The following is a 25,445-nucleotide window of genomic DNA, read 5'->3' as shown; positions in this document are numbered from 1 at the left end:
GGGCTTGGCTTCGATAATTATTCAGGTACTTTGCGGGGACCCCGAAACAAATAAATAAATTTAAAACACACGCCCGGGTCTTCCAGCTCCTGTCTGGGCGATGAATCTGCTTATCTGTTATTGGCCGGAATTTGCCGGGGCACTGAAGGGCTGAACCAACTCCACATCTTCAAAGGTAAAGCTGACCTCTTCCTCCAGCGCATCCGACTCCGTATCCAGCGAAGCCATGATCACACTGTCCAGATTGACATCCTTCAGCATGATGCGCTGCGCGCCAACTGTAGAGGACGGATCCTCATTCGTCACAATAATACTGAAATACTGGTCAATCCCCGTCTTCATGTATTCCAGCATCATTTGGCGGAAACGGCTCGTCATATAGAAAATCGTCATCGTACCGCTGCCCGACCATCCGGTTGCCTTATGCTGCACCCCGCGGCGTCCAAGCGTTTTCACTTCCGCCTTCTGTTTCTCCACTGTAGCCTCCAGCGTTTTCACATAGAACATTTCTTCCGTCTGTCCGTTAATTGTGGCATAGGCCCGGCCCTCCTGGCCGGATAGCGTATCGCTGGCTTTCAAGAATGTCATCTTAAACCACCTTCACTTTCATATATACTTTTTCTACGGAATCCACCGGCTTCACAGCCACATCCAGCACAACACTGTCACTGTCCGCTCCGGGGGTAACTACAATATCGCTCTGTGCGTTGAAGTTCTCAATCGCCCCCAGGTTCTGCAGATCATTCATATAGGTAACGCACTGCGACCAGAAAAGCGCACGTCCGTCTTCATTATTCGGCAATTTACCGATGAAGTAATTCTCAAAAATACGCTTCAAATCACCGGAGATTCCATCCAGTACGCGCAGTACACGATTTTTGGAGAATGCCTTACCCTTATCTGGTGAAAATGAAGTAAAGGTGTTGATATCCTGCTCTACCACAGCACGGCCGCCATTATACGTAAAGAGCAGTTCACCGTCTGTAAGCGCGGCTACGGTCTCGGAATGGCTGAAGCGCACATCCGCATCAACAGCGTCATCGTAGGCCTGATAGGTCAGGGATTCGTTCACCGCAGCGGCGGCAGTAGCACCGGCTACCCAAGCCACGGCATGTGCTTTATCCACCACAGTTCCGTCACTCAGCACCACACCGTTTGCCACACTGATAATACCCTCGTGGTCAGCCGTAGCATAATCGGACAATACTGCCTGCACCTTCTTGCCTTCCGTATTACGCAGACGCTTCACATAAGCGCTATATAGCGCCTTGAGCGTGTTATCCTCGGATACCAGCCCCACAGTCTGGAAGTCCTGAACCTCCAGCTCCGCCAGGAAGTCGCTATGTTCTGCATTCGTTACCGTACCATTAGCACCGCCTACAAGCGGCATCCCGGCTGTTAGCGTCAGCGCACCGGGTCCATTCGGCTTAAATTCTACATGGTCGTTCGCAGTCAGCCCGGCAGCCGTAGCTACTGTCTGCTTGTCCACCTCTGTATTCTCAAGCAAAGTCCGCACATCGAACTGAGCGTTGTCGTCGATATTCTTCTCGATAACAATCTTGAGTGCATTGCCGCGTTCCCCGCCATACAATGCAGTAACTTGAACCCCATTATTGGTCACAGCTGCCTTTACACCCTGATTCAAACGATAGAGCAGCAACGTGCCTGCCCGTTTCAGTACCTCTCTTACCGGCAGCAACTCAGCACCCGTCAGATCATACCCAAGCTTCTTCTGGAAATCATCCTGTGCGGTGAGCTTAAGAATTACTCCGGCTTGTCCCCAAGGCAGCGTAAGCGCCAGGGCCGCCGTACCGCGTTCCCCCATTTTACCTGACACGCTTCCGTTCGAAGCCACATTTACGTATACTCCCGGACGCACCTTGTTTTGTGTTGTCCATGTTCCTCCAGCCATTAGATAACCTCCTTATTTAGATAAAGCATCATTAATTGCTTAACCTCTTCCAGGCTGTAGCTCCCGCTCTCATGCAGAACTACATCCAGTACATCTTTTTCCTTCGGCGAAAATAAGACAGAACCCATAATCTGCTGTTTGCCAAAAGCATTCTGCTCTTCCCCGCCTCGCTTCAGCTCACTTGCATTCATTTCCTTTGAATTCATTTCAGCCGTGCTCCTTCTGTGAAGTGACCCATCAGTTCTGCCTCGCCCTCCGGCTGCTTCTGCTTCTGGAGATAGAGCATATAGTCTACTGTGAACAGCGGCCCATGTCCCTCTGCTCCTGCCTCCCATGACTGGCGCATTACACGAAAAGCTGGATTGCCGCTTTCCCTGTCCGCCAACGCTTCACACAAGCCGTCCGCCATGCTCTCTGCATCCAGCGGACTTCCCTGCTCGTAGCGGATACCGAAACGGTACACCGCCATGTATCTGCCTTCACGCTGCCGGTCGTAGGTTGCTGAGATGAGCCCCGTTTTGAAGTAGGCTGACTGCGGCTTGTCCCCTTCCACATAGACAGGTACATCGGGATAATACTCTGCCAACGCATCTGTGATGTTCTCCCGCACTTGTTGTACAGTCATGATTTCAATCCTCTCAAGATTAGTTGTGATAATCCCTCCCCCCCTTCCTGGAAATCACAACGGATACTATCCTGACAAGAATAATATCCGTCTTGTATTAGGCCTCTGCTGAAGGAACTTTCACCACGCTTATGCCTCAGCCCCCAAGGGAGCCGATATTTTGTAGAGCATTCATGCTCCCGCGGTGTCCTTCTGCTTCATTTGCCATGTTATAAATATAGACCCTTTGAATCTCTGCGCAGACGCTATTATAGAGGAGAATGGACTAACTTCCGGAGACCCTTGGGATGAAAAAAGGAGGTACCAGTTGTGCCGCAAAAAAAGCCGCATCACCCATTGGGCAATACGGCTTCGTGTACTACTTATTATCTAAAATAACCGAATCTCCAGGCTATTTCCGTGAGAAGGTTCAGCTTCAGCGGGCAGTCTACTATTTCTCCTTGCGGGGCCCTGATGTTTTCTCTAGCGAAGTTAATGACAACAACTGCAGATCTGCGAGCGCCAGCGCCATTTTATAGAACGCCTTCGACCTTATTTTCACATAAGTGTCCTTGCTCACCGGGGGATCGAATACATGATTATAGATCGTGTAGTCGTAGCTCTCCTCTCTGCGCAAGTAACGTTCCCGCACAAGCTGCTGTTCTCTAAGTGTAAGTCTCTCTACTACGGAATCTATCATTGCACAGTATGCTCTTCTTGCCGCAGGCACATCCACATTATGAGTTGCTATAGCCGCCGTCTGATCCGTAACCGTATTAGTCGCGCCGTGGAACCTTTCCGTATAAGAGTACGTAATCCCGGCCTCTTTAGCCTCGAAAGTTACGGTCTTAAATATACGGTATTTCTCCAGCATATTTTCTATAGTGACCTGAGTAAGACGGCGGTCAAGCTCGGGCAGCGAAGCTAGAATCATCATGTTAACCACTCCTTTTGATGTCATACAGATTTGAGAACTTTATTGCGGACCTTTCCAGCCAAATGTGGTAAAATTCTATTTGTTCGTATGTTGTTCGTGTTTTTCATTAATATACCACTTATCTACCAATTCCGTAAAATGCCATTTAGGCCCGTTTTAGAGTATAAACAAGCTATATTCATTATTTATCTTACCTTTTGGCAATATCGTCCGCTTTATTGTTTACCTATTGGCATAAATAGCTTATATTAATAGCAACAGCTTATTAGGTGATAAGGAGTGGTTAACGATGGCAGAGGAATTCGGGAACTATCTGAAACAGCTTCGGGAAGAAAAGGGACTGACAATCAATCAGTTGGCATCCCTTGCCGGGATTAGCGGAGCACAAATTTCGCGGATAGAGAATGGACTGCGGGGTGTCCCTAAGCCGGCTACACTGCGTAAGATTGCTGAAGCGACCGATGTCTCTTATGAGGAGCTTATGGGCCATGCCGGTCATTTAACCGAATCACAGAGCAGTACTGTAGGGTCAGTGCCCGCATGGGCTACGAGTAAGGATAAACGGGATTTCCGTCAAATGCTTGAGGATGATGGCGAGCTGATGTTCGACGGAATCCCACTGAACAAGGAGGATAAGCAGCGGATCAAGGATGTATTAACAGGCCTATTCTGGGAGGCCAAGCAGATGAACAAAAGAACTAAGCCCAAGCACGATTCAGGTACGAAGGAATAGCCAGGCAATCATACAACTATTAACATGCTGCGGGTGAAGAATATGGATGAGCTAATCAAGCGTCTGGTCAAAAAATATAATACCAACAACCCCTTCGAGCTGGCCGGAGCCCTCGGCATTCACATCAGGTTTATGGATCTAGGCGAAGGCACCAAGGGCTTGTATTACCGTAAGTTGAGAAGAAGGTTTATCGTCATTCATAATGAGCTGCCTCTGGAGTGGCAGCGGTTTGTATGTGCGCATGAATTGGCTCATGACCGTCTGCATAAAGGGGTCAACCGTTTTTTTCTGGAGGAAAACTCTTTTTTCTCACCGGGGAAGCTGGAGCGTCAGGCCAATATATTCGCAGTGAAGCTGCTATCCGCTGGCACTTCTATCGAGCAGGATGAATCTTTACAGAGCTATTATGCAAGGATCGGCATCCCGGCAGAGGTTGTCTTTTTTTTAGATGATTAAAGGAACATATGTTCCTTTAATAACGCAACAAAAAACTCTTACCGAAGTAAGAGTTCATTGCCAGCTATTAGCTGTGTTATCGGGATGACACGATTTGAACATGCGACCCCCTGGTCCCAAACCAGGTGCTCTACCAAGCTGAGCTACATCCCGAAACTATGAAATTTAATATGGAGCGGGTGATGGGAATCGAACCCACGCTATCAGCTTGGAAGGCTGAAGTTCTACCATTGAACTACACCCGCAAAGGTGAAATATCGGGATGACACGATTTGAACATGCGACCCCCTGGTCCCAAACCAGGTGCTCTACCAAGCTGAGCTACATCCCGTTAATATAAAGCCTATTACTCAAAAGAATAATGGCGCGCCCTGAGAGATTCGAACTCCCGACCTTTTGATTCGTAGTCAAACGCTCTATCCAGCTGAGCTAAGGGCGCAAAAAATATGGAGCGGACGACGGGAATCGAACCCGCGACCCTCGCCTTGGCAAGGCGATGCTCTACCGCTGAGCCACGTCCGCAAATTAGTGGTGCGCGTGAAGGGACTTGAACCCCCACGTCTTACGACGCCAGATCCTAAGTCTGGTGCGTCTGCCATTCCGCCACACGCGCATAAAACTAATAAAAGTGAGCCATGAAGGACTCGAACCTTCGACACCCTGATTAAAAGTCAGGTGCTCTACCAACTGAGCTAATGGCTCGCAATTGGCAGGGGATATAGGATTCGAACCTATGATGACGGAGTCAGAGTCCGTTGCCTTACCACTTGGCGAATCCCCTACAATAGATACCTATATAATGCCCACAATCTCCCACAAATATCAAGAAAATTATGGTGGAGGCTGAGGGGTTCGAACCCCCGACCCTCTGCTTGTAAGGCAGATGCTCTCCCAGCTGAGCTAAGCCTCCATATGTATGGCGCTCCAAAGGGGTGAAACTCAGGGAATTATCTTCCCATAAAAAATTGGTGACCCGTATGGGATTCGAACCCATGTTACCTCCGTGAAAGGGAGGTGTCTTAACCCCTTGACCAACGGGCCTTAGTAAAGTAAATCTGTGGAGCTCTCAACCGGATTCGAACCGGTGACCTCTTCCTTACCATGGAAGCACTCTACCTGCTGAGCTATGAGAGCATGGCTCCCCGAACAGGACTCGAACCTGTGACAACTCGATTAACAGTCGAGTGCTCTACCAACTGAGCTATCAGGGAATATTGTCCGCTTGGCGGCGTCCTACTCTCCCAGGACCCTTCGGTCCAAGTACCATCGGCGCTGGAGGGCTTAACGGTCGTGTTCGGGATGGGTACGCGTGGAACCCCTCCGCTATCGCCACCAAACGGGCATTTACAGCGTAAATGCTTCAGGAATTGATTCCTGAAAACTGAATCCGAAACGAATCTGCGCTCTAAGAAATTTGGATAAGCCCTCGACCGATTAGTATTGGTCAGCTCCATGCATTGCTGCACTTCCACCTCCAACCTATCTACCTCGTCGTCTTCAAGGGGTCTTACTAGTTGGGAAATCTCATCTTGAGGGGGGCTTCACGCTTAGATGCTTTCAGCGCTTATCCCGTCCGTACGTAGCTACTCAGCCATGCTCCTGGCGGAACAACTGATGCACCAGCGGTACGTCCATCCCGGTCCTCTCGTACTAAGGACAGCTCCTCTCAAATTTCCTGCGCCCACGACAGATAGGGACCGAACTGTCTCACGACGTTCTGAACCCAGCTCGCGTACCGCTTTAATGGGCGAACAGCCCAACCCTTGGGACCTACTTCAGCCCCAGGATGCGATGAGCCGACATCGAGGTGCCAAACCTCCCCGTCGATGTGGACTCTTGGGGGAGATAAGCCTGTTATCCCCAGGGTAGCTTTTATCCGTTGAGCGATGGCCCTTCCATGCGGTACCACCGGATCACTAAGTCCGACTTTCGTCCCTGCTCGACTTGTAGGTCTCGCAGTCAAGCTCCCTTATGCCTTTGCACTCTGCGAATGATTTCCAACCATTCTGAGGGAACCTTTGAACGCCTCCGTTACTCTTTAGGAGGCGACCGCCCCAGTCAAACTGCCCGCCTGACACGGTCCCCGTACCCGCTTAGGGTACTAGGTTAGAACCTAGATACGATCAGGGTGGTATCCCAACGGCGCCTCCGCAGAAGCTTGCGCTCCTGCCTCAACGGCTCCCACCTATCCTGTACAGATCGTACCCAAATTCAATATCAAGCTGCAGTAAAGCTCCATGGGGTCTTTCCGTCTTGTCGCGGGTAACCTGCATCTTCACAGGTATTAAAATTTCACCGGATCTCTCGTTGAGACAGCGCCCAAGTCGTTACGCCATTCGTGCGGGTCAGAATTTACCTGACAAGGAATTTCGCTACCTTAGGACCGTTATAGTTACGGCCGCCGTTTACTGGGGCTTCGGTTCACAGCTTCGGGTTGCCCCTAACCACTCCCCTTAACCTTCCAGCACCGGGCAGGCGTCAGCCCGTATACTTCGCCTTGCGGCTTCGCACAGACCTGTGTTTTTGCTAAACAGTCGCTTGGGCCTTTTCACTGCGGCCCCCTCGGGCTATTCACCCTACCGAGGCACCTCTTCTCCCGAAGTTACGAGGTCATTTTGCCGAGTTCCTTAACGAGAGTTCTTCCGCGCGCCTTAGAATTCTCTTCTCGCCTACCTGTGTCGGTTTGCGGTACGGGCACCTTCTCCTGGCTAGAGGCTTTTCTTGGCAGTGTGAGATCATGACCTTCGCTACTACAATTTTCGCTCCCCATCACAGCCCAGCCTTAATGATGTGCGGATTTGCCTACACATCAGCCTCACTGCTTAGACGGACACATCCATCAGTCCGCGTCACTACCCTCCTGCGTCACCCCATCGCTCATAGCGGATTACGGTGGTACAGTAATTTCAAACTGTTGTCCTTCGACTACGCCTTTCGGCCTCGCCTTAGGTCCCGACTTACCCTGAGCGGACGAGCCTTCCTCAGGAAACCTTGGGCTTTCGGCGGATCAGATTCTCACTGATCTTTTCGTTACTCATACCGGCATTCTCACTTGTATGCTGTCCAGCGCTCCTTACGGTACACCTTCAACCTACATACAACGCTCCCCTACCCCAGATACAAAGTATCTAGCCATAGCTTCGGTGGTGTGTTTAGCCCCGTTACATTTTCGGCGCAGAGTCACTCGACCAGTGAGCTATTACGCACTCTTTCAATGGTGGCTGCTTCTAAGCCAACATCCTGGTTGTCTGTGCAACTCCACATCCTTTCCCACTTAACACACACTTGGGGACCTTAGCTGATGGTCTGGGCTGTTTCCCTTTTGACAATGGATCTTAGCACTCACTGTCTGACTCCCGGCAAGAAGTTAATGGCATTCGGAGTTTGACTGAGCTTGGTAACCCTTGCGGGCCCCGCACCCAATCAGTGCTCTACCTCCACCACTCCATTCACCGAGGCTAGCCCTAAAGCTATTTCGGGGAGAACCAGCTATCTCCGAGTTCGATTGGAATTTCTCCGCTACCCCCACCTCATCCCCGCATTTTTCAACATGCGTGGGTTCGGGCCTCCAGTGCGTGTTACCGCACCTTCACCCTGGACAGGGGTAGATCACACGGTTTCGGGTCTACGTCCACATACTCATTCGCCCTATTCAGACTCGCTTTCGCTGCGGCTCCGTCTTCTCGACTTAACCTTGCATGTTAAACGTAACTCGCCGGTTCATTCTACAAAAGGCACGCCATCACCCAGTAATAGGGCTCTGACTTTTTGTAAGCACACGGTTTCAGGTTCTATTTCACTCCCCTTCCGGGGTGCTTTTCACCTTTCCCTCACGGTACTGTTTCACTATCGGTCGCCAGGTAGTATTTAGCCTTAGCAGATGGTCCTGCTGGATTCATACGGGGTTTCACGTGCCCCGCACTACTCGGGATCCGTCTCGGAGAGAACACAGTTTAGGCTACAGGGCTTTTACCTCTATCGCGGGCCTTTCCAGACCTCTTCACCTACCATATTCCTTTGTAACTCCATGTGAGACGTCCCACAACCCCAAGGGGCAAGCCCCTTGGTTTAGGCTGTTCCGCGTTCGCTCGCCGCTACTGACGGAATCACTATTGTTTTCTCTTCCTCAGGGTACTTAGATGTTTCAGTTCCCCTGGTCTGCCTCTGCGTATCCTATGTATTCAGATACGAGTAACTGCGAATTACCACAGCTGGGTTTCCCCATTCGGACACCCCCGGATCAAAGCTTGCTTACAGCTCCCCGAGGCAGTTTCGTTGTTCGCCACGTCCTTCGTCGGCTCCTGGCGCCTAGGCATCCTCCGTGTGCTCTTATTAGCTTAACCAATCGCTCCGGTATTGGCTCATTCGCTCATCTTGTTTTAAACAGCGCTTCCGGATGAATCCGTCCGCTAGTCTGTTTAAAGCCAAAAGTCGCTCATAATCCAAAACCATCGCTCAGCATGACTAATAACTATTTCAACTTGCTTACACAAGTTTCAGCTAAAAGATGTTCTAAAACGCAAATTCGTTTCGGTATCCAGTTTTCAAGGATCAAGGTGCTGAAATTTCGGGACAATCACGACTGTGATGTTCGGAATAACAGACAATGTGCATATAATCTTGTAAAGAAGTATTGGTGGAGCCAAGCGGGATCGAACCGCTGACCTCCTGCTTGCAAGGCAGGCGCTCTCCCAGCTGAGCTATGGCCCCATATAGTCACCCCAAAAAGTGAGGTGTAGCTTCGAGGTTAATTCCGATTACTTTTCGGGGACCCCGGGACTCGCTATTCAATTCTAAATGTTATATGGTGGGCCTTGGTGGACTCGAACCACCGACCTCACCCTTATCAGAGGTGCGCTCTAACCAACTGAGCTAAAAGCCCATATAACAGATAACATTGTGAATCAACCAATAAATTGATTGTTCGCTTGGCGGCGTCCTACTCTCCCAGGACCCTTCGGTCCAAGTACCATCGGCGCTGGAGGGCTTAACGGTCGTGTTCGGGATGGGTACGTGTGGAACCCCTCCGCTATCGCCACCAAACGCATACGAAAGAGACTTGCTCTTTCAAAACTGAACACGAGTGAGTGTTTGAACCCTAAGGTTCGTTGTGGAAGCTTTAGCTTCCGATTTGAATGTTTCCGTTGCAGGAAACGATTCTCCATAGAAAGGAGGTGATCCAGCCGCACCTTCCGATACGGCTACCTTGTTACGACTTCACCCCAATCATCTACCCCACCTTCGGCGGCTGGCTCCCTTGCGGGTTACCCCACCGACTTCGGGTGTTGTAAACTCTCGTGGTGTGACGGGCGGTGTGTACAAGACCCGGGAACGTATTCACCGCGGCATGCTGATCCGCGATTACTAGCAATTCCGACTTCATGCAGGCGAGTTGCAGCCTGCAATCCGAACTGAGACCGGCTTTGCTGGGATTGGCTCCACCTCGCGGTTTCGCTTCCCGTTGTACCGGCCATTGTAGTACGTGTGTAGCCCAGGTCATAAGGGGCATGATGATTTGACGTCATCCCCACCTTCCTCCGGTTTGTCACCGGCAGTCACTCTAGAGTGCCCAGCCTTACCTGCTGGCAACTAAAGTCAAGGGTTGCGCTCGTTGCGGGACTTAACCCAACATCTCACGACACGAGCTGACGACAACCATGCACCACCTGTCTCCGATGCTCCGAAGAGGGGCACTATCTCTAATGCTTTCATCGGGATGTCAAGACCTGGTAAGGTTCTTCGCGTTGCTTCGAATTAAACCACATACTCCACTGCTTGTGCGGGTCCCCGTCAATTCCTTTGAGTTTCAGTCTTGCGACCGTACTCCCCAGGCGGAGTGCTTACTGTGTTAACTTCGGCACCAAGGGTATCGAAACCCCTAACACCTAGCACTCATCGTTTACGGCGTGGACTACCAGGGTATCTAATCCTGTTTGCTCCCCACGCTTTCGCGCCTCAGCGTCAGTTACAGCCCAGAAAGTCGCCTTCGCCACTGGTGTTCCTCCACATATCTACGCATTTCACCGCTACACGTGGAATTCCACTTTCCTCTTCTGTACTCAAGTCACCCAGTTTCCAGTGCGACCCCAGGTTGAGCCCAAGGTTTAAACACCAGACTTAAATGACCGCCTGCGCGCGCTTTACGCCCAATAATTCCGGACAACGCTTGCCCCCTACGTATTACCGCGGCTGCTGGCACGTAGTTAGCCGGGGCTTTCTTCTCAGGTACCGTCACTCCGGTAGCAGTTACTCTACCGGACGTTCTTCCCTGGCAACAGAGCTTTACGATCCGAAAACCTTCATCACTCACGCGGCATTGCTCCGTCAGGCTTTCGCCCATTGCGGAAGATTCCCTACTGCTGCCTCCCGTAGGAGTCTGGGCCGTGTCTCAGTCCCAGTGTGGCCGTTCACCCTCTCAGGTCGGCTACGCATCGTCGCCTTGGTGAGCCGTTACCCCACCAACTAGCTAATGCGCCGCAGGCCCATCCCCAAGTGGCAGATTGCTCCGCCTTTCATTCTCTCTTCAGGAGAGGAAAGAAATTATCCGGTATTAGCTACCGTTTCCGGTAGTTATCCCAGTCTTGAGGGCAGGTTGCCTACGTGTTACTCACCCGTCCGCCGCTAAATTCATTTGAAAGCAAGCTTTCAAATGAACTCCGCTCGACTTGCATGTATTAGGCATGCCGCCAGCGTTCGTCCTGAGCCAGGATCAAACTCTCCAAATTGGTTTTAGAAAGAGCGATTGCTCATTTTGAAACATCTGACGAGAATTTTCATTCTCACGATGAAGTTTCTAAAGCGTACAAGACGCTGTGAAACTCATCATTTTTGGAAGTCACTTTCGTGATTCCCCACTCACTCGTTGTTCAGTTTTCAAAGATCAATGTCTCATTTTAACTCTTCACCGCATCTCAGCGGCGACCTTTATAATATATCATAGTGTTTCGTTGTTTGGCAAGCTTTTTTTTGAAAAAGTTATTTTTCATTATTTCCTGCCTGTAGCACCCTTTTAAACATTCAAAAGGAGCGCGAGATATAATGTATCATGCCGGCTCCCTTTTAGTCAAGCTATTAGGTTAATTTTATTTGTTCTGGTCTTATAGCACTTTAGTATTCAATGTTTGAACTGTGAGGAACGTCCTCCCCACGCGTACTTGGACAACTCCTTCTGTGGAGCAAAACGTGCATACATACGGAATACCGTTTTATATCGATTGGCAATAGCGTGTCTGATATTCTGATCTAAACGCTGATCGCTCAAGTCCAGAAGCATTTCATCCAGCTCTTTACGCAAAACATAGTCCAGCTCCTTGCATTCCTTCTCATTGAATAACATCCCGAGCATATGCTTGGCCTCCTTCATGAAATTCATAGCTATCAACAACCATCAAATGCCATGTCCTCTACTGTAGAAAATAGACCATTCGATGTGGGAAGCTCCAATTGTACTGCTTACACTAGATTAACCGGAGCATAGGATCTATAACCATAATTATAAAAAATTCCATTATGGTCTCGTTATATCCAAATTCCGACTATGGGACCAATTTATTTGGCTTTTAATGTTATGCTCAATTCCCATAAATTTTATGATAAAAGTGAAAATGTAATTGTACTCTCAATGATTGCGGCAACGAACAGCAGAATAACAATCCATACCGAAGCGGTAAAAGTCTGCCGCATAAACGCCTGCCAATGGCCCGCTTCCCTCTCATTTCTTTTTCCCGCCCGAAATAGGGCAGACAACGCTTTGCCTCCGAACCTCAGACCAAAAGCACAGGCAATAATGATTGCTGGAATCTCGATAATCCCGTGCGGCAGCAATCCTTTTACAATCAGGGTGAACAGGTCCTGTCCCTGTATTGCGGACAGATGAATCAGATAACCAATGACCGCACCGTTAATCAGCAGGAAGAACACCGGTAATATTCCAAACAGTGCCCCTAGAAATATAATGACTACACTTTTGATGCTGTTGTTCAGAAAGATAAATACAAAAAAGCTCCATTGCGGATTAGAGGATTCTCTAAGGTTCCCGCTGATTTCGCTGATTCCTTTCAATTGCTCATTCAGCAGCTGCTGCAGACTTCCCGTACCGATCCAGCCAATTACTCCGCCGGCTATGAATAACAAGGCTGCTGTCAGCAGCGCTTTGCGGATCGTTCCCAGATCTTTGATAAACGTATTAAAAGATAACATTTGTACCTCCTGATATGATATCGCGCTTTTGAAGCATTTGCTGCAGGTTTTATATCTGCGGTCATAAGCGCCCTGTACGAGCATACATTTAGAACAAACAAGCATTTCGCATGGGAGAGGAGCGCTGACATTATGAATTCTTTTTATGTATTCAGCGGCAAAAAGATAAAACGGTTCATTTATATCTTTGCTGCTGCGCTTCTTACCGCCGGTGTCGTCTATGTCGAAAGGGGTAATATTACTGTTTTCTCTGAAGCAGCCCCTTCCGCCATTTACAGCGTGCCGACGGAAAAGAAGCTGATTGCCTTAACCTTTGATATTAGCTGGGGGGAGAAGAGACCGGAACCGATCCTGAAGGTGCTGGAAGACAAAAAGGTGGATAAGGCTACCTTCTTTCTATCCTCCCCTTGGAGTAAGACCCATCCAGAGATTGTCACCAGCATCAAAGACGCCGGATACGAGATTGGCAGCCACGGCCACAAGCATGTGAACTACAGTACACTGAGCAATGAAGAAATCCGTACGCAAATTACTACAGCCCATACGGTCTTGACCGAGTTAACAGGTACACAGCCCAACCTCATCAGAATGCCTAACGGGGATTTTGACAAAAGAGTGCTGCAGGTTGCCTCTGATCTTGGGTATAAGGTAATTCAATGGGATACAGATTCGCTGGACTGGAAGAACATCGGTGTGGATAATATCGTGAACCGTGTGACGAGCAAGGCCCATCCCGGAGATATCGTATTGCTGCATGCCAGCGACTCCTGTAAGCAGACTCATGAGGCATTGCCGCAAATTATTGATAAACTGCGCAGCCAAGGATATGAATTCGTTACAGTCTCTGAACTAATTAGCCAAAGCAGTGCCGAAGGCAAGGAAGTCCGCGACTCCGCTTGGCTGGATAATGGGTTAGAAGACGCTGCCGGGATGTAACTTAGACCAGTTCTAAACGCGCCGCTATAGGTTATGTGCTATGAATTAGTGGCGCGGAGAAATGAGCTTGGAAATATCCGGAGTAGGTGTATTTAGTTTCGGGTAGCTCAGGTCAAGCCCCTCCAGCGTTTTCACCACAATGGCCAGCGCCAGATAATTGCGGTACCAGCGGTGATTCGCCGGAATCCAGTACCATGGAGCTTTCTCTATACCGGTTTCCTCAAAAACATCTTCATAGGCTTGTTGATAATCATCCCAGAATTCGCGTTCCTGCAGATCGCTGGCGTCGAACTTCCAATGTTTCGCCGGATCATCAAGCCGCTCCTGGATCTTCTCCAGCTGCTTCTCCTTGGAGATGTGCAGAAAGAGCTTGATTACCGTTGTCCCCTCTTCCGCCAGCATTTCCTCAAACTGGCGGATGTAGCGGAAACGCCGCTTGGCATCCTCTTTCTTCAGACTGCCATGCACACGCGGTACCAGCACATCCTCATAATGCGAACGGTTAAACGCAGCAATATAGCCTTTGGGCGGTGTCTTCATATGGACTCTCCACAGGAAATCGTGAGCTTCCTCCTCCAGAGAGGGCTTCTTGAAGCTGGTAACGATGAAGCCTTGCGGGTTAATACCGGAGAAAATATGCTTAACGGTTCCGTCCTTCCCGCTGGAATCCATTCCTTGAAGAATAACGAGCAGGGAATGCTTCTTTTGTGCAAAAAGGATATCCTGAAGCTCTGCCAGCCGTTTCTTCAGCTTCTCCATTTTGGCTTCCGCTTCTTCTTTAGATTTGAATTCGCCGCGTTCGTCCGGATCGAGGTCTTTCAGGCGTGTTTCACTTGTGTCTTTTATCATATAACGCTTGATGTTCATATATTCCCTCCTCCACTCTATTCTTTAAGATTAACCTCATCAACTTGATTCTAACCGTTCCGTATAAGCAATGCCAAAACCCCGCCACCCTGAGTGTATTCAGGGAAGCGGGGTTTTGGTTTATAGACTTTTAAATTGAGGCCGGTTTCAAAATGCGGTGCAGCATCAAAATCTGGAACGCATTGCAAGCGACCAGCGGCACCAGAATAAAAATGGTGGCGCTATCTACGCCGATCCGGAGTACACCGATAATCTCAACAATGGTGATGGCGGTCATAAAGAAAAAGGTTGGAATCCAGGCCGAAGCGTTGGTACCCCGCATTTTGAACCAGGAAACAATAATTGCGGTAAGCAGAATCCCGAGACCCAGAATCAGGTCGGATGCAACACTCCGGTCCCCGCTCAAAAATGTACGCAGGAAAACCAGTTCAAGCAGCGCAAGCACTGCTAGCACCAGTTGTATGTACCGCCATGCCTTGCGCGGGAACACGCCGGTGCCCATGTAATTAAGAATCAGATAAGCGAAGAACCCAAGCTGTGCATATACACTGACGAGCACTCCGTAGCCAAAAAGGATCAGGGAGTAAAGTAAAAGGTCGGCGGTGCTCTTGAAATCGATTCCGCCATTGACTATCTGCAGGGCAAGACCGGCAATCACGGCTCCTCCTGCTCCGATCAAAAGCGTGGTCCAGAATAAATAAAACCATTTTCTTAAGTTCAGCGCTTCCACCTCCCTGTGTCAGATTTATTTTACCAAGGTTACCGTCAAAAAACCATTACACTCCAACATAAATGTGTGCCCCCGCGGCATACTACAGTCAGTAACTCTATAAAGGAGGGCAGCGCCAATGAAATGGAGGACTTTGTGGTCTGGAGGCTTGGCACTCGGCTTGGTTATGGCCTTAACGGCCTGCGGAGGCGAACAGAGCAGCAGTTCTTCTTCCGGACAGGGCGGATATAAGGAAATGAAGACGATGGTTGTAGATATATTGAAAAGCGATGAGGGGAAAAAGGCAGTTGAGGAGGCCCTTTCTACCCCCAGCTCGGGTGAAGGCAGCACAAGCGGGCTGAGCATGAAAATGATGCCGATGCAAACAACCGAGCAGATCCGGATCGCGGTTAAAGACACCATCACAGCTCCTGAGTACCAGAAGGAAATCGAAAAAATCATGACGGACCCGCAGTTTGCCGGGGAGTTCGCCAAAGCGATTAATACGCAGAGCAAGGAATTGCATCTTCAATTAATTAAGGACCCCACTTATCAAAAGTCTGTCGAAGAAATTATGAAATCGCCTGAAATGATGAAAATGTTCCTCGACCTTACTAAGACTTCCGATTACCGCAAGCAATCCATGACCATTATGCAGGAGGCCATGCAGAATCCGCTCTTCCGTATGGAAGTGCTCGATCTGCTCAAAACTGTAGTACAGGAAGAGCTGCAGCCTAAGGTACAGAAAAAGGATGCCGAAAAAGGCGGCGGGGGCGGAGAGGAACAGGAAAGCGGGGGCGACAGTCAGAAGCAGGAAGGCGGAGATGATTCCGGCTCCTAAAATAACATACATTATTTTCAAAAAAGGCCATGTCCCATATAGGACAGGCCTTTTTGTGTGCAAACAAATTACGCAGAGCTTAATGTTCGTACTTGGCGATCAGCTTATCTGCAACTTCTGCAAACAATCCTGCAGTTGGCGTATCCGCCTTGTACACCGATGGTGAGAAATCAGGCTCAGAGATATGGTTATCAGGTGCACCCAGCGGCACCTGGGCCAGCAGCTCTGTATGCAGTGTTTCGGCCAGGCGGGCACCTCCCCCGCGTCCGAAGATATAATCCTTCTTGCCGCAGGAGGAACATTCATAATACGCCATATTCTCGATGACCCCAAGAATCTCATGATCGGTCTGCAGAGCCATAGAGCCCGCTCTTGCTGCCACAAAGGCCGCCGTTGCATGAGGGGTGGTTACAATAATCTCCTTGCTGTGCGGCAGCATCTGATGCACGTCAAGCGCCACATCGCCCGTTCCCGGAGGCAGGTCCAGCAGCAGGTAATCCAGTTCACCCCAGCCTACATCGCTGAAGAACTGGCGCAGCATTTTGCCAAGCATCGGCCCTCTCCAGATGACCGGACTATTCTCACGGATGAAGAAGCCCATCGACATGACCTTCACTCCGAATCGTTCCACCGGAATAATCGTACCTTCTTCCACGACTGGTCCTTCTTCAATCCCCATCATGTCAGGGATACTGAAGCCGTAAATGTCAGCATCGATCAGACCGACCTTTTTGCCTTTTCTGGCTAGTGCTACGGCCAGGTTCACTGTCACCGTTGACTTTCCCACTCCGCCCTTGCCGCTGGCGATCGCGATGAAGTTCACACCCGAATTCTCGTTGATCAGCTCATGCCCCTCAAGGCCCGCTGCGTGGCCTTTCAGCTTCTCGCCTTGTTCTGATTCCTGCTCGTCTTCTGCACTCTCTCCACGGAGTATAGCTCGTTCATAATCGGTGGCATCACGCAGACGGATATGAATATTATCTGCTCCGCCCTCAGTAAGCAGATCGCGAACCTGCTGCTCCAGCTCCATACGCTGCTTCTCCTCGGAGTCAAGACACACGACAGATAGCGAAATCCGGTCTTCTTTAATCATGATATCGCGGATCAGCTGTAATTCGACAAGGCTTTTTCCGGATTCCGGGTCTGTGAGCGGCTGCAAAAGTTCCTGAATTTGTTCCCTAGTCAGCATGGAAAGCACCTCTGTTCCTTACCGGATGGGTAAGCTCCGGTATTTTCGTCTATTATAGCATTACCCTCCGGCGGAAGAGTAGTCCCACCCTATGGCTGCTCAGAGGTATACCGCAAGATCCCCCGGTAGATACTGGTTGCCACCTTCCGTTGATACACATCGTCTCCAAGCAGAACGGATTCCTCAGGATGGGATAGGAATCCTACCTCAACTAAGACAGCCGGCATCTTTAATACTTTTAACAAATAAATGGTATTCGCAGTCTTGGCCACACGGTCTGTATTCTCAAGGGTAGTCTTCAGCTCATCCTGTACCGATCCGGCCAACGCCTTGTTGCCCTCATTGCTTGGATAATAGAAGGTCTGGGCTCCGCTCCAGCGGTTCGAAGGAATACTGTTCATATGTACGCTGACAAACAGATCGGCGCCCTTCTCCTCGATACTTCTGACCCGCTGCTTCAGATCCTCCGTCTTGCGTCTGGCATACCCCTTGGTGCTGTCCTGGGCCAGATCATAATCCCCTTCCCGGGTCATCACCACAATAGCTCCCGCCTGCTGAAGATAATCGCGTAAATAGAGGGACACCGATAAGTTGATATCCTTCTCAATCAGCCCCTCCCGGCTCACTGCGCCGCCATCCGGCCCCCCGTGGCCTGCATCAATGGCAATTACCTTGCCGGAGAGCGGCAGACTCCAATAATTGATCGTCTTGGCAGTCGGCATATCATAAGCAATGATACCGATCATCACAGCGAGTAATGCAGCGCCAAGGATGCTTTTTTTGATGCTGCTCCAAGAGATCCAGACCGAGACTTTATGCTGTTGTCGGCCAGACATAACAAAGACCCCCTCGTCCCGATAGATTCTACTCATCTATATGGGACAAGAGGGCCAAATAGTACTGGCTGTTTAAGCTTGGACCGAAACTTCCGGAGACATGCCTTCAATCAGAATCTGCGCCACTTCGGGGCGGGTGAATTCTGGAGGCGGACATTGTCCGTCGCGAAGAAGTGCCCGTACCTTGGTTCCGGAAAGCGTCAAATGCTGATCACCCGGATGCGGGCAGGTTTTGCTGGAAGCCATATTGCCGCATTTCAGACAGAAGAAGCTGTGCTCGAAGAATAATGGTGTAATGCCAAGTTCCTCGGCGGTAAAGTTCGCGAAGATCTCCTGCGCTTCGTAAGTGCCGTAGTAGTCACCCACACCGGCATGATCACGGCCGACAATAAAATGTGTGCAGCCGTAATTCTTGCGCACCATCGCATGGAATATCGCTTCACGCGGTCCGGCATAACGCATTGCCGCCGGGAATACGCCCAGGAATGTGCGGTTCTCCGGATAATAATTCTCCAGGAGCGCAAGATAACTCTTCATCCGCACATTGGCCGGCACATCGTCAGACTTGGTTTCACCCACAAGAGGATTCAGGAAAAGAGCGTCTACAACCTCCATAGCACACTTCTGAATGTACTCATGAGCGCGGTGTACCGGATTGCGTGTCTGGAAGCCCACAACGGTTCTCCAGCCTTTGTCCGCGAAGATCTGACGGGTCTCGGCGGGGTCGAAATAGAACTCACCGAATTTCTCAGGCTGCGGCCGGTTCAGTACAGTTATAGGACCGCCTACATAAGTTGCCGGACGGGCGAGCAGTTTGCTTACGCCAGGATGCTCAGGATCGGTTGTCTTGAACACATTCTGCGCTTCAAGCTGCTGATCCACTACATAAATACTCTCAATATCAAGCAGTCCGTAGACTACACCGTCTTCTTCACTAATCAGTGATACCCTGTCACCCACTGTAAGGGATGCCGCCTGCTTGTCATCTACAGCGAGTGTGATAGGAATGCTCCATACGGTTCCATCTGCCAGACGCATGCTTGTGACCACAGAATGGTAGTCCGCTTCATTCAAGAAGCCAGTGAGCGGCGAAAATGCACCTACACCAATCAAATCCAAATCAGATAAAGTCCATGTATTGAGAGAAATTGATTTATTGGCTGAGGCCTGCTGCAGCAGTTGTTCTCTCTCCGTACCCTGTGCTATACGCTGAACCAGCGCTCCTCCATGAGGAAGTATTGAAGTCATCCTTGTTCTCTCCTCCTGTGTGCAATGCTAGTGTGTTATTTATGCAATCCACATTCTGTTTTGTCTGATCCGGACCATCTTCCGGCACGCGGATCTTCACCAGGCATAACTGCCCGGGTGCATTGCTCACAGCCAATACTAGGGAAGTTACGGTCATGAAGCGGGTTATAGACTACATCATTCTCGCGGATATAATTCCATACATCCTCTGTGGTCCAGCTTGCAATCGGATTAAACTTTACAAGGCCAAATTTGTTATCATACTCCACCTTTTTAGAGTTGGCGCGGGTTGGCGCCTGGTCACGGCGGATTCCGGTAATCCAAGCGTCGTATTGCGAAAGAATACGCGTGAGCGGCTCAACCTTACGGATGGCGCAGCATTGATTCGGGTCAGTGTTCCAAAGCGCCTCACCATATTGCAGTGCCTGCTCTTCTACTGTAATCTGCGGCGATACACGGACGAACTCCATTCCGTACTTGTCGGCCATAACATCTCTTGTCTCATAGGTTTCCTTGAAGTGATAATCGGTATCGAGATAGAACACATCTGTCGACGGGCTTACCTTCTGGATCATATCCACCAGCACTACATCCTCGGCACCAAAGCTGCAGGCAAAGGTTATGTTAGGAAAAGTCTCTACCGCCCAGCGGATAATCTCTTCAGGAGTGGCATTCTCCAATTCTTCAGCTTTAACTTTGATTAAATCCTCTTTCTCAAGCAGATTCATCTAATCTTCCTCCATCCGGGTATAGCCAAGATCGAATCCTCAGAGAGATTAATCCCGACTAATTCTATATGGTATAGTATATCCGTTTCAGTGGCGAAGTCAATGGGTTTTGTTCATTTTGGAATAAAGTATGCGGGGAATTAATATTTGTATGTTAATGAAACGTAAAAAAGCTCCCGGCCATAAAGGCCAGGAGCTTGAGTTCCTTGATAACAAGGGACAGATCTTAACGTTTCGAGAACTGTGGAGCACGACGAGCGGCTTTGAGGCCGTATTTCTTACGTTCCTTCATACGTGGGTCACGAGTCAGGAAGCCTGCTTTCTTCAGCGCACCGCGATATTCAGGGTCAACTTTGAGCAATGCACGGGAGATCCCGTGACGGATTGCGCCAGCTTGACCGGAAATGCCGCCACCATGTGCAAGAACGATTACATCGTAGTTGCCAAGTGTTTCAGTCAGGTTCAAAGGTTGTCTTACGATCATCTTCAGTGTTTCAACACCGAAATATTCGTCCATCTCGCGTTTGTTAATGACAATGCGTCCTTCACCCGGTACAAGGCGAACACGTGCTACCGAATGTTTACGACGACCTGTCCCATAGTATTGTACTTGTGCCATGAAACTGTCCTCCTCTATTCTTATCCGCGAAGTTCGTAAACTTCAGGTTTTTGTGCTGCATGTGGATGTTCAGCGCCTGCATATACTTTGAGTCTCAGCTTCATGTGGTCCCCTTGACGAGTCTTAGGAATCATGCCATGAACTGCGAATTCAATCATACGCTCAGGTTTGGTCTTGATCAGGTCTTCTGCAACAGTAACCTTCAAGCCGCCTGGGTGCATCGAGTGACGGTAGTATTTCTTGTTTTGCATTTTCTTACCGGTCAGGTGAATCTTCTCAGCGTTGATAACAATTACGAAATCTCCAGTATCAACATGTGGAGTGAATTGCGGTTTGTGTTTGCCACGGATCAGAGCAGCGGCTTCGCTTGCCAAACGACCAAGTGTTTTGCCTTCGGCATCAATGATGTGCCAATTGCGTTCAACTTCGTTTGGCTTCGCCATATAGGTGGTACGCATGAATGTTTCCTCCTTGTTCTCGTACGAAAATCATCTGTCTCGTATATCTTGTTTCTCATTGGATTACAATTATGTGAGTTAAGAAAAACTTGTTTGTTGGCATTTCCTTGATCGGGGCTGTGGGATAGCCATCAAGAAAACACAACTTTTATATTACAGTATAAACATGACAAGTGCAAGTGATTTTTAACTTTTCAAGCTCTATTTTTCAGAAAAAAATAGTGTGCATGTCGTTTAAATCTCATTCTCGTCATATTCTACACTCCACAGTGCCAGACCTTTCGAAACGGCCGTAGGTCCGGCAGCCGCACGGTCACATGCCGCAAGAATTGCAGGGACTTTGTCCGCGCTGATTTTACCTTCCCCCACTTGCATCAGCGTACCCATAATAATGCGTACCATATGCTGTAGAAATCCACTGCCTGTAATATACGTATGAATAACTCCCTGATCGGATGATCCCGGCCGGCACATGCTGCGGTCCACTTCAAGATACGCTTCAAATATTGTCCGCACATGCGATGTCTTGGTAGACTTCCTTGATGCGAACGAAGTGTAATCATGAGTACCCAGCAGCCCTGCCAGTCCCTGCTCCATCGACTGAATGTCCAGCTTCACCGGATGATGATGCTGCCAACGCCGCTGGAACGGGTCCGGGAACCGGTTGCCGTTAATCGTGTACCGGTAGGTTTTACGCTTCGCTCCTCTACGCGAGTGGAATGAGAGCGGAACCTCCCAGGCCTCGGTAACCACGATATCCTGCGGAAGCCTGGCGTTCAGAGCCAGACACCAGCGTTCCAGCGGGATCTGGGAAGAGGTTATGAAATTAAAAGGTTGGCCATAAGCGTGCACACCCGCATCTGTCCGTCCTGAGCCCGTTATCTTGAGCGTCTCACCGGTCAGATGAAGAATAGCATGCTCCAGCTTGTCCTGAATCGTATTGCCCTGAGGCTGGGTCTGAAAGCCATCATAGTGGGTACCGTCATAATTGACTTTCATCAATAGATTGCGCATTTCATTCTCCTGTTAGTCCATAGGTTTTTCTGTGTCATAAAAAAAGAGCCCCGGCGGGAGCTCCTTCTACTCTATACAAGGTGATTCCCGCGGTTATTTGCACGGCAGGGTCAAGAATGCCCTGCAGTACAATAACGTTAAATACGTAATGCGTACATCCGGAAATCATGCTTGTGAAACTACGCGCGGTCTACCAGTTCAAGATAAACCATAGGCGCAGCATCGCCACGGCGAGGTCCCAGCTTCAGGATACGAGTGTATCCGCCTGGACGCTCTGTGTAACGAGGAGCAATATCAGAGAACAATTTTTGGATTGCATCTTGTTCACCGTCTACAGTCTCACGACGAACAAATGCTGCTACTTGACGGCGAGCATGAAGATCGCCCTTTTTCGCTTTTGTGATCAGTTTCTCAGCGATGGAACGAACTTCCTTCGCCTTGGCTTCTGTAGTCTGGATGCGTTCGTATAGGAACAGATCCGTTACCATATCGCGGAATAGTGCTTTGCGCGCGCTGGAATCACGGCCCAATTTTTGGTATGCCATTTGTTTTCCCTCCTTCACTCAAGTCTCAAGAAACCCTGTAACTATTCTTCTGTACGAAGACCCAAACCGAGCTCCTCAAGCTTCTCTTGAACTTCTTCCAAAGATTTGCGGCCCAGGTTACGGACCTTCATCATATCTTCTTCAGTTTTCGTAGTCAGCTCTTGCACGGTATTAATACCGGCACGTTTGAGGCAGTTGTAGGAACGGACAGAAAGATCAAGCTCTTCAATGGTCATCTCGAGTACTTTTTCTTTTTTGTCTTCTTCTTTTTCAACCATAATTTCGGCGTCTTTCGCTTCGTCCGTAAGACCTACGAACAGAACGAGGTGCTCGTTCAAAATTTTGGCTCCAAGACTAACGGCTTCTTCCGGTCTGATGCTGCCATCCGTCCAAATTTCAAGCGTCAATTTGTCGTAGTTAGTCACTTGACCAACACGGGTATTATCAATACCATAATTCACGCGGGAAATAGGAGTGTAGATGGAGTCAACTGGAATAACACCGATTGGCTGATCGTCGCGTTTGTTCCGGTCCGCTTGGACGTAGCCGCGACCACGGCCTGCAAAAATGCGCATGTGTAGTCTCGCTCCAGGTCCCAGCGTTGCAATATGAAGATCCGGGTTCAGGATCTCAACATCGCTATCCGCACGAATATCACCTGCGGTAACGATGCCTTCACCTTCAGCATCAATCTCGAACACTTTCTCTTCATCCGAATGAATCTTCAGAGACAGAGCTTTAAGGTTCAGGATGATTTCCGTCACATCTTCCATTACGCCGGGAACGGTCGAGAACTCATGCAGAACGCCGTCAATTTGGACCGAAGTCACTGCGGCTCCCGGAAGGGAGGAAAGCAAGATCCGGCGAAGCGAATTCCCCAGAGTCGTGCCATATCCACGTTCCAGCGGTTCAATTACGAATTTCCCATAGGTTCCATCATCATTGGCTTCTACGGTCTCAATCTTCGGCTTTTCGATTTCTATCACGAGTGTACCCCTCCTTCAAACGTCGCTCCTATATGAAACAGTCACCCCATCAGGTGTATCATGTAGTATGCCTAAACACCTATTATTAGCAGATGCGTCAGAATTATACCACAATCACAATTCTGATTTTACTAAACGCGGCGACGCTTCGGCGGACGGCATCCATTGTGAGGAACCGGAGTAACGTCTTTAATGAGGTTTACTTCAAGGCCAGCGGCCTGAAGGGAACGGATGGCTGCTTCGCGGCCCGCGCCCGGTCCTTTAACCATAACTTCAACGGACTTCATGCCGTGTTCCATAGCTGCTTTAGCAGCAGATTCGGCTGCCATTTGCGCTGCAAATGGAGTCGATTTACGGGAACCTTTGAATCCTTGACCGCCGGAGCTTGCCCAGGAAATTGCATTTCCGTGAGGGTCCGTGATCGTAACGATAGTGTTATTGAACGTGGAACGGATATGTGCCACGCCAGACTCGATATTTTTCCGGTCGCGACGTTTCGTACGTACGACTTTTTTCGGTTTAGCCATTGTCTCTTATCACCTCTTCTTATTTCTTTTTGTTTGCTACCGTACGACGCGGGCCTTTACGGGTACGGGCATTTGTTTTGGTACGTTGACCGCGAACAGGCAATCCACGACGGTGACGAACACCGCGGTAACAGCCGATCTCAGTAAGACGTTTAATATTCAAGGAAATTTCACGACGAAGGTCACCTTCAACCTTAACCTCTTTGTCGATCGTTTCACGCAGTTTGCTGACTTCATCTTCCGTCAAATCACGGACACGTGTGTTAACGTCAATGCCTGTTTCATTAAGAATTTTCTGGGAAGTCGTTTTACCGATTCCGAAAATATAAGTCAAGGCGATCTCAACGCGCTTATCACGTGGCAAATCCACTCCAGCTATACGAGCCATTTTACGCTACACCCCCTTCTTAACCTTGTTTTTGTTTGTGTTTCGGATTTTCGCAAATTACCATAACAGTCCCTTTGCGGCGGATGACTTTGCATTTTTCGCAAATGGGCTTTACAGAAGGTCTTACCTTCATGTTAATTACCTCCTCAAAGTTTTGCGAAGCAAAACTTTTGTTGTAGTTCCCATCTATTTACGGTAAGTTATACGGCCTTTTGATAAATCATAAGGCGATAACTGCACGACCACTTTGTCTCCGGTTAGGATACGGATAAAGTGCATCCGCAATTTCCCGGACACATGGGCAAGTATTTGATGACCGTTCTCAAGCTCAACCTTAAACGTTGCGTTAGGCAACGGCTCAATGACCGTTCCTTCTACCTCAATGACATCTTCCTTAGCCACAGTTAGTCTCCTTTCTCATTAGCACTTTTTCCAGCTGGTTCCCCATACTTCATCACTGCGAACCGCAGCTTTCCGTTGGTTACCCGGCCGGTTTCTTCCAAACTATCTACAATCTCACTGCTGATGAAGGGTATGAGCTCCAAGTGCTGAATATTCTTCTTCTTTGGACTATCAAACTTGCGTTTGTCCCCGTCAGCAATATATACAAATCTGCTATCAACAACTGCGATAACAACGGCAGCCTCTCCGGCATCCTTGCCTTTGAGAATTCTCACGATTTGACCAATCTGCGGGCTGCTCCCTGTATTCAC

27 protein-coding genes, 14 tRNA genes and 4 rRNA genes are annotated in these 25,445 nt (G+C 49.4%); 4 read left to right on the top strand and 41 right to left on the bottom strand.

Annotated elements, in window-relative coordinates; genetic code table 11:
- Positions 1-117 precede the first annotated feature (117 nt).
- The 5 genes from MKZ24_RS08295 to MKZ24_RS08275 all read right to left on the bottom strand — a co-directional run bounded on the left by MKZ24_RS08295 (position 118) and on the right by MKZ24_RS08275 (position 3,450).
- A complete protein-coding gene (locus MKZ24_RS08295) occupies positions 118-588 on the bottom strand; it encodes a phage tail tube protein (RefSeq protein ID WP_039294168.1) in 471 nt (156 codons plus the stop codon).
- 1 nt (position 589) lies between these two features.
- On the bottom strand, positions 590-1,912 hold the full coding sequence (locus MKZ24_RS08290; protein WP_340781996.1) for a phage tail sheath family protein: 1,323 nt from the start codon (positions 1,910-1,912) through the stop codon (positions 590-592).
- Positions 1,912-2,118, bottom strand: a complete 207-nt coding sequence (locus tag MKZ24_RS08285; protein ID WP_042239943.1) for a hypothetical protein — start codon at positions 2,116-2,118, stop codon at positions 1,912-1,914. The genes MKZ24_RS08290 and MKZ24_RS08285 overlap by 1 nt, the downstream gene beginning before the upstream one ends.
- Positions 2,115-2,537, bottom strand: a complete 423-nt coding sequence (locus MKZ24_RS08280; RefSeq protein ID WP_042239946.1) for a phage tail terminator family protein — start codon at positions 2,535-2,537, stop codon at positions 2,115-2,117. The genes MKZ24_RS08285 and MKZ24_RS08280 overlap by 4 nt, the downstream gene beginning before the upstream one ends.
- A gap of 430 nt (positions 2,538-2,967) precedes the next feature.
- Positions 2,968-3,450 carry an ArpU family phage packaging/lysis transcriptional regulator gene (locus MKZ24_RS08275; protein ID WP_042243594.1) on the bottom strand — a complete coding sequence of 161 codons (483 nt, stop codon included), beginning with the start codon at positions 3,448-3,450 and terminating at the stop codon, positions 2,968-2,970.
- 292 nt (positions 3,451-3,742) lie between these two features.
- Between MKZ24_RS08275 and MKZ24_RS08270 the strand changes: the two genes are divergently transcribed.
- Together MKZ24_RS08270 and MKZ24_RS08265 are read left to right on the top strand one after the other, a co-directional pair.
- Positions 3,743-4,186: a transcriptional regulator gene (locus MKZ24_RS08270; RefSeq protein ID WP_042239948.1), complete on the top strand. Its 444-nt coding sequence runs from the start codon at positions 3,743-3,745 to the stop codon at positions 4,184-4,186.
- Positions 4,187-4,228: 42 nt separating this feature from the next.
- A complete protein-coding gene (locus MKZ24_RS08265; protein ID WP_042243597.1) occupies positions 4,229-4,642 on the top strand; it encodes an ImmA/IrrE family metallo-endopeptidase in 414 nt (137 codons plus the stop codon).
- Between the two features lie 79 nt (positions 4,643-4,721).
- Here MKZ24_RS08265 and MKZ24_RS08260 read toward each other — a convergent pair.
- The 20 genes from MKZ24_RS08260 to MKZ24_RS08165 all read right to left on the bottom strand — a co-directional run bounded on the left by MKZ24_RS08260 (position 4,722) and on the right by MKZ24_RS08165 (position 12,841).
- Positions 4,722-4,795 (bottom strand) — tRNA-Pro (locus MKZ24_RS08260).
- An 18-nt stretch (positions 4,796-4,813) separates the two neighbouring features.
- Positions 4,814-4,887, bottom strand: a tRNA-Gly gene (locus MKZ24_RS08255).
- Between the two features lie 12 nt (positions 4,888-4,899).
- Positions 4,900-4,973 (bottom strand) — tRNA-Pro (locus MKZ24_RS08250).
- Between the two features lie 31 nt (positions 4,974-5,004).
- Positions 5,005-5,081: transfer RNA gene (locus MKZ24_RS08245), tRNA-Arg, on the bottom strand.
- A gap of 8 nt (positions 5,082-5,089) precedes the next feature.
- A tRNA-Gly gene (locus MKZ24_RS08240) sits at positions 5,090-5,164 on the bottom strand.
- Between the two features lie 7 nt (positions 5,165-5,171).
- Positions 5,172-5,255 (bottom strand) — tRNA-Leu (locus MKZ24_RS08235).
- Positions 5,256-5,271: 16 nt separating this feature from the next.
- Positions 5,272-5,344, bottom strand: a tRNA-Lys gene (locus tag MKZ24_RS08230).
- Positions 5,345-5,349: 5 nt separating this feature from the next.
- Positions 5,350-5,423, bottom strand: a tRNA-Gln gene (locus tag MKZ24_RS08225).
- Positions 5,424-5,476: 53 nt separating this feature from the next.
- A tRNA-Val gene (locus MKZ24_RS08220) sits at positions 5,477-5,552 on the bottom strand.
- A gap of 56 nt (positions 5,553-5,608) precedes the next feature.
- Positions 5,609-5,683, bottom strand: a tRNA-Glu gene (locus tag MKZ24_RS08215).
- A gap of 17 nt (positions 5,684-5,700) precedes the next feature.
- Positions 5,701-5,776: transfer RNA gene (locus MKZ24_RS08210), tRNA-Thr, on the bottom strand.
- A gap of 1 nt (position 5,777) precedes the next feature.
- Positions 5,778-5,853 (bottom strand) — tRNA-Asn (locus tag MKZ24_RS08205).
- Between the two features lie 9 nt (positions 5,854-5,862).
- Positions 5,863-5,979: ribosomal RNA gene (rrf, locus tag MKZ24_RS08200) — 5S ribosomal RNA — on the bottom strand.
- Between the two features lie 77 nt (positions 5,980-6,056).
- Positions 6,057-8,985, bottom strand: a 23S ribosomal RNA gene (locus MKZ24_RS08195).
- Between the two features lie 291 nt (positions 8,986-9,276).
- A tRNA-Ala gene (locus MKZ24_RS08190) sits at positions 9,277-9,352 on the bottom strand.
- Between the two features lie 95 nt (positions 9,353-9,447).
- A tRNA-Ile gene (locus MKZ24_RS08185) sits at positions 9,448-9,524 on the bottom strand.
- A gap of 44 nt (positions 9,525-9,568) precedes the next feature.
- Positions 9,569-9,685 (bottom strand): 5S ribosomal RNA (gene rrf, locus MKZ24_RS08180).
- Between the two features lie 124 nt (positions 9,686-9,809).
- Positions 9,810-11,367, bottom strand: a 16S ribosomal RNA gene (locus MKZ24_RS08175).
- Together the 16S, 23S and 5S rRNA genes with 14 tRNA genes alongside form the textbook arrangement of a ribosomal RNA operon.
- 389 nt (positions 11,368-11,756) lie before the next feature.
- Positions 11,757-11,987 carry a hypothetical protein gene (locus tag MKZ24_RS08170; RefSeq protein ID WP_025336637.1) on the bottom strand — a complete coding sequence of 77 codons (231 nt, stop codon included), beginning with the start codon at positions 11,985-11,987 and terminating at the stop codon, positions 11,757-11,759.
- Positions 11,988-12,229: 242 nt separating this feature from the next.
- Positions 12,230-12,841 (bottom strand): stage II sporulation protein M, encoded by a 612-nt coding sequence (locus MKZ24_RS08165; RefSeq protein WP_340781982.1) that lies wholly within the window; start codon positions 12,839-12,841, stop codon positions 12,230-12,232.
- Between the two features lie 132 nt (positions 12,842-12,973).
- Between MKZ24_RS08165 and pdaB the strand changes: the two genes are divergently transcribed.
- Positions 12,974-13,777: a polysaccharide deacetylase family sporulation protein PdaB gene (pdaB, locus tag MKZ24_RS08160; RefSeq protein ID WP_042239954.1), complete on the top strand. Its 804-nt coding sequence runs from the start codon at positions 12,974-12,976 to the stop codon at positions 13,775-13,777.
- Between the two features lie 45 nt (positions 13,778-13,822).
- Here the strand turns inward: pdaB and MKZ24_RS08155 are convergent, their stop codons facing one another.
- Together MKZ24_RS08155 and MKZ24_RS08150 are read right to left on the bottom strand one after the other, a co-directional pair.
- Complete coding sequence (locus MKZ24_RS08155) at positions 13,823-14,644, bottom strand: PPK2 family polyphosphate kinase (RefSeq protein WP_340781978.1); 822 nt, start codon at positions 14,642-14,644, stop codon at positions 13,823-13,825.
- 130 nt (positions 14,645-14,774) lie between these two features.
- Entirely contained in the window at positions 14,775-15,365 is a 591-nt protein-coding gene (locus tag MKZ24_RS08150; RefSeq protein ID WP_042243600.1) for a KinB-signaling pathway activation protein, read from the bottom strand.
- Positions 15,366-15,492: 127 nt separating this feature from the next.
- Here MKZ24_RS08150 and gerD point away from each other — a divergent pair, with 127 nt between their 5' ends.
- Complete coding sequence (gene gerD / locus MKZ24_RS08145) at positions 15,493-16,194, top strand: spore germination lipoprotein GerD (RefSeq protein ID WP_042239960.1); 702 nt, start codon at positions 15,493-15,495, stop codon at positions 16,192-16,194.
- Positions 16,195-16,273: 79 nt separating this feature from the next.
- Here gerD and MKZ24_RS08140 read toward each other — a convergent pair whose 3' ends face one another.
- From MKZ24_RS08140 to MKZ24_RS08075, 14 genes are all read right to left on the bottom strand, one after another.
- Positions 16,274-17,383 carry an Mrp/NBP35 family ATP-binding protein gene (locus MKZ24_RS08140; RefSeq protein ID WP_340781974.1) on the bottom strand — a complete coding sequence of 370 codons (1,110 nt, stop codon included), beginning with the start codon at positions 17,381-17,383 and terminating at the stop codon, positions 16,274-16,276.
- 89 nt (positions 17,384-17,472) lie between these two features.
- Positions 17,473-18,219 carry an N-acetylmuramoyl-L-alanine amidase CwlD gene (cwlD, locus tag MKZ24_RS08135; protein WP_340781973.1) on the bottom strand — a complete coding sequence of 249 codons (747 nt, stop codon included), beginning with the start codon at positions 18,217-18,219 and terminating at the stop codon, positions 17,473-17,475.
- A 72-nt stretch (positions 18,220-18,291) separates the two neighbouring features.
- Positions 18,292-19,467, bottom strand: a complete 1,176-nt coding sequence (gene sat / locus MKZ24_RS08130) for a sulfate adenylyltransferase (protein ID WP_042239969.1) — start codon at positions 19,465-19,467, stop codon at positions 18,292-18,294.
- A gap of 35 nt (positions 19,468-19,502) precedes the next feature.
- Positions 19,503-20,195, bottom strand: a complete 693-nt coding sequence (locus MKZ24_RS08125; protein WP_042239971.1) for a phosphoadenylyl-sulfate reductase — start codon at positions 20,193-20,195, stop codon at positions 19,503-19,505.
- Positions 20,196-20,421: 226 nt separating this feature from the next.
- Positions 20,422-20,814 carry a 30S ribosomal protein S9 gene (rpsI, locus tag MKZ24_RS08120; protein WP_042140127.1) on the bottom strand — a complete coding sequence of 131 codons (393 nt, stop codon included), beginning with the start codon at positions 20,812-20,814 and terminating at the stop codon, positions 20,422-20,424.
- Between the two features lie 20 nt (positions 20,815-20,834).
- Complete coding sequence (gene rplM / locus MKZ24_RS08115; RefSeq protein WP_042140128.1) at positions 20,835-21,272, bottom strand: 50S ribosomal protein L13; 438 nt, start codon at positions 21,270-21,272, stop codon at positions 20,835-20,837.
- Positions 21,273-21,506: 234 nt separating this feature from the next.
- Positions 21,507-22,286 (bottom strand): tRNA pseudouridine(38-40) synthase TruA, encoded by a 780-nt coding sequence (gene truA, locus MKZ24_RS08110; RefSeq protein WP_340781968.1) that lies wholly within the window; start codon positions 22,284-22,286, stop codon positions 21,507-21,509.
- Positions 22,287-22,465: 179 nt separating this feature from the next.
- On the bottom strand, positions 22,466-22,831 hold the full coding sequence (rplQ, locus tag MKZ24_RS08105) for a 50S ribosomal protein L17 (RefSeq protein WP_019908254.1): 366 nt from the start codon (positions 22,829-22,831) through the stop codon (positions 22,466-22,468).
- Between the two features lie 41 nt (positions 22,832-22,872).
- Positions 22,873-23,817 (bottom strand): DNA-directed RNA polymerase subunit alpha, encoded by a 945-nt coding sequence (locus MKZ24_RS08100; RefSeq protein WP_039298711.1) that lies wholly within the window; start codon positions 23,815-23,817, stop codon positions 22,873-22,875.
- 131 nt (positions 23,818-23,948) lie between these two features.
- Positions 23,949-24,344 (bottom strand): 30S ribosomal protein S11, encoded by a 396-nt coding sequence (gene rpsK, locus MKZ24_RS08095; protein WP_019908251.1) that lies wholly within the window; start codon positions 24,342-24,344, stop codon positions 23,949-23,951.
- Between the two features lie 19 nt (positions 24,345-24,363).
- Positions 24,364-24,732: a 30S ribosomal protein S13 gene (rpsM, locus tag MKZ24_RS08090; protein WP_036721817.1), complete on the bottom strand. Its 369-nt coding sequence runs from the start codon at positions 24,730-24,732 to the stop codon at positions 24,364-24,366.
- 19 nt (positions 24,733-24,751) lie between these two features.
- Positions 24,752-24,865: a 50S ribosomal protein L36 gene (rpmJ, locus tag MKZ24_RS08085; RefSeq protein WP_003322638.1), complete on the bottom strand. Its 114-nt coding sequence runs from the start codon at positions 24,863-24,865 to the stop codon at positions 24,752-24,754.
- A gap of 53 nt (positions 24,866-24,918) precedes the next feature.
- Positions 24,919-25,134, bottom strand: a complete 216-nt coding sequence (infA, locus tag MKZ24_RS08080) for a translation initiation factor IF-1 (protein WP_018753971.1) — start codon at positions 25,132-25,134, stop codon at positions 24,919-24,921.
- Positions 25,135-25,136: 2 nt separating this feature from the next.
- Entirely contained in the window at positions 25,137-25,445 is a 309-nt protein-coding gene (locus MKZ24_RS08075) for a KOW domain-containing RNA-binding protein (RefSeq protein ID WP_039298678.1), read from the bottom strand.

It is taken from the genome of Paenibacillus sp. FSL R7-0297 (assembly GCF_038009025.1).
Taxonomy (GTDB): domain Bacteria; phylum Bacillota; class Bacilli; order Paenibacillales; family Paenibacillaceae; genus Paenibacillus_AQ.
Note: the sequence above shows the minus strand (reverse complement) of the source record. Positions and strands in the feature narration are given on the sequence as shown.

Excerpts from the sequence above, each read along its gene's own strand:
- MKZ24_RS08295 (WP_039294168.1), bottom strand. The coding sequence starts at position 588 with ATGACATTCTTGAAAGCCAGCGATACGCTATCCGGCCAGGAGGGCCGG.
- MKZ24_RS08290 (WP_340781996.1), bottom strand. The coding sequence starts at position 1,912 with ATGGCTGGAGGAACATGGACAACACAAAACAAGGTGCGTCCGGGAGTA.
- MKZ24_RS08285 (WP_042239943.1), bottom strand. The coding sequence starts at position 2,118 with ATGAATTCAAAGGAAATGAATGCAAGTGAGCTGAAGCGAGGCGGGGAA.
- MKZ24_RS08280 (WP_042239946.1), bottom strand. The coding sequence starts at position 2,537 with ATGACTGTACAACAAGTGCGGGAGAACATCACAGATGCGTTGGCAGAG.
- MKZ24_RS08275 (WP_042243594.1), bottom strand. The coding sequence starts at position 3,450 with ATGATTCTAGCTTCGCTGCCCGAGCTTGACCGCCGTCTTACTCAGGTC.
- MKZ24_RS08270 (WP_042239948.1), top strand. The coding sequence starts at position 3,743 with ATGGCAGAGGAATTCGGGAACTATCTGAAACAGCTTCGGGAAGAAAAG.
- MKZ24_RS08265 (WP_042243597.1), top strand. The coding sequence starts at position 4,229 with ATGGATGAGCTAATCAAGCGTCTGGTCAAAAAATATAATACCAACAAC.
- MKZ24_RS08170 (WP_025336637.1), bottom strand. The coding sequence starts at position 11,987 with ATGCTCGGGATGTTATTCAATGAGAAGGAATGCAAGGAGCTGGACTAT.
- MKZ24_RS08165 (WP_340781982.1), bottom strand. The coding sequence starts at position 12,841 with ATGTTATCTTTTAATACGTTTATCAAAGATCTGGGAACGATCCGCAAA.
- pdaB (WP_042239954.1), top strand. The coding sequence starts at position 12,974 with ATGAATTCTTTTTATGTATTCAGCGGCAAAAAGATAAAACGGTTCATT.
- MKZ24_RS08155 (WP_340781978.1), bottom strand. The coding sequence starts at position 14,644 with ATGAACATCAAGCGTTATATGATAAAAGACACAAGTGAAACACGCCTG.
- gerD (WP_042239960.1), top strand. The coding sequence starts at position 15,493 with ATGAAATGGAGGACTTTGTGGTCTGGAGGCTTGGCACTCGGCTTGGTT.
- MKZ24_RS08140 (WP_340781974.1), bottom strand. The coding sequence starts at position 17,383 with ATGCTGACTAGGGAACAAATTCAGGAACTTTTGCAGCCGCTCACAGAC.
- cwlD (WP_340781973.1), bottom strand. The coding sequence starts at position 18,219 with ATGTCTGGCCGACAACAGCATAAAGTCTCGGTCTGGATCTCTTGGAGC.
- sat (WP_042239969.1), bottom strand. The coding sequence starts at position 19,467 with ATGACTTCAATACTTCCTCATGGAGGAGCGCTGGTTCAGCGTATAGCA.
- MKZ24_RS08125 (WP_042239971.1), bottom strand. The coding sequence starts at position 20,195 with ATGAATCTGCTTGAGAAAGAGGATTTAATCAAAGTTAAAGCTGAAGAA.
- rpsI (WP_042140127.1), bottom strand. The coding sequence starts at position 20,814 with ATGGCACAAGTACAATACTATGGGACAGGTCGTCGTAAACATTCGGTA.
- rplM (WP_042140128.1), bottom strand. The coding sequence starts at position 21,272 with ATGCGTACCACCTATATGGCGAAGCCAAACGAAGTTGAACGCAATTGG.
- truA (WP_340781968.1), bottom strand. The coding sequence starts at position 22,286 with ATGCGCAATCTATTGATGAAAGTCAATTATGACGGTACCCACTATGAT.
- rplQ (WP_019908254.1), bottom strand. The coding sequence starts at position 22,831 with ATGGCATACCAAAAATTGGGCCGTGATTCCAGCGCGCGCAAAGCACTA.
- rpsK (WP_019908251.1), bottom strand. The coding sequence starts at position 24,344 with ATGGCTAAACCGAAAAAAGTCGTACGTACGAAACGTCGCGACCGGAAA.
- rpsM (WP_036721817.1), bottom strand. The coding sequence starts at position 24,732 with ATGGCTCGTATAGCTGGAGTGGATTTGCCACGTGATAAGCGCGTTGAG.
- rpmJ (WP_003322638.1), bottom strand. The coding sequence starts at position 24,865 with ATGAAGGTAAGACCTTCTGTAAAGCCCATTTGCGAAAAATGCAAAGTC.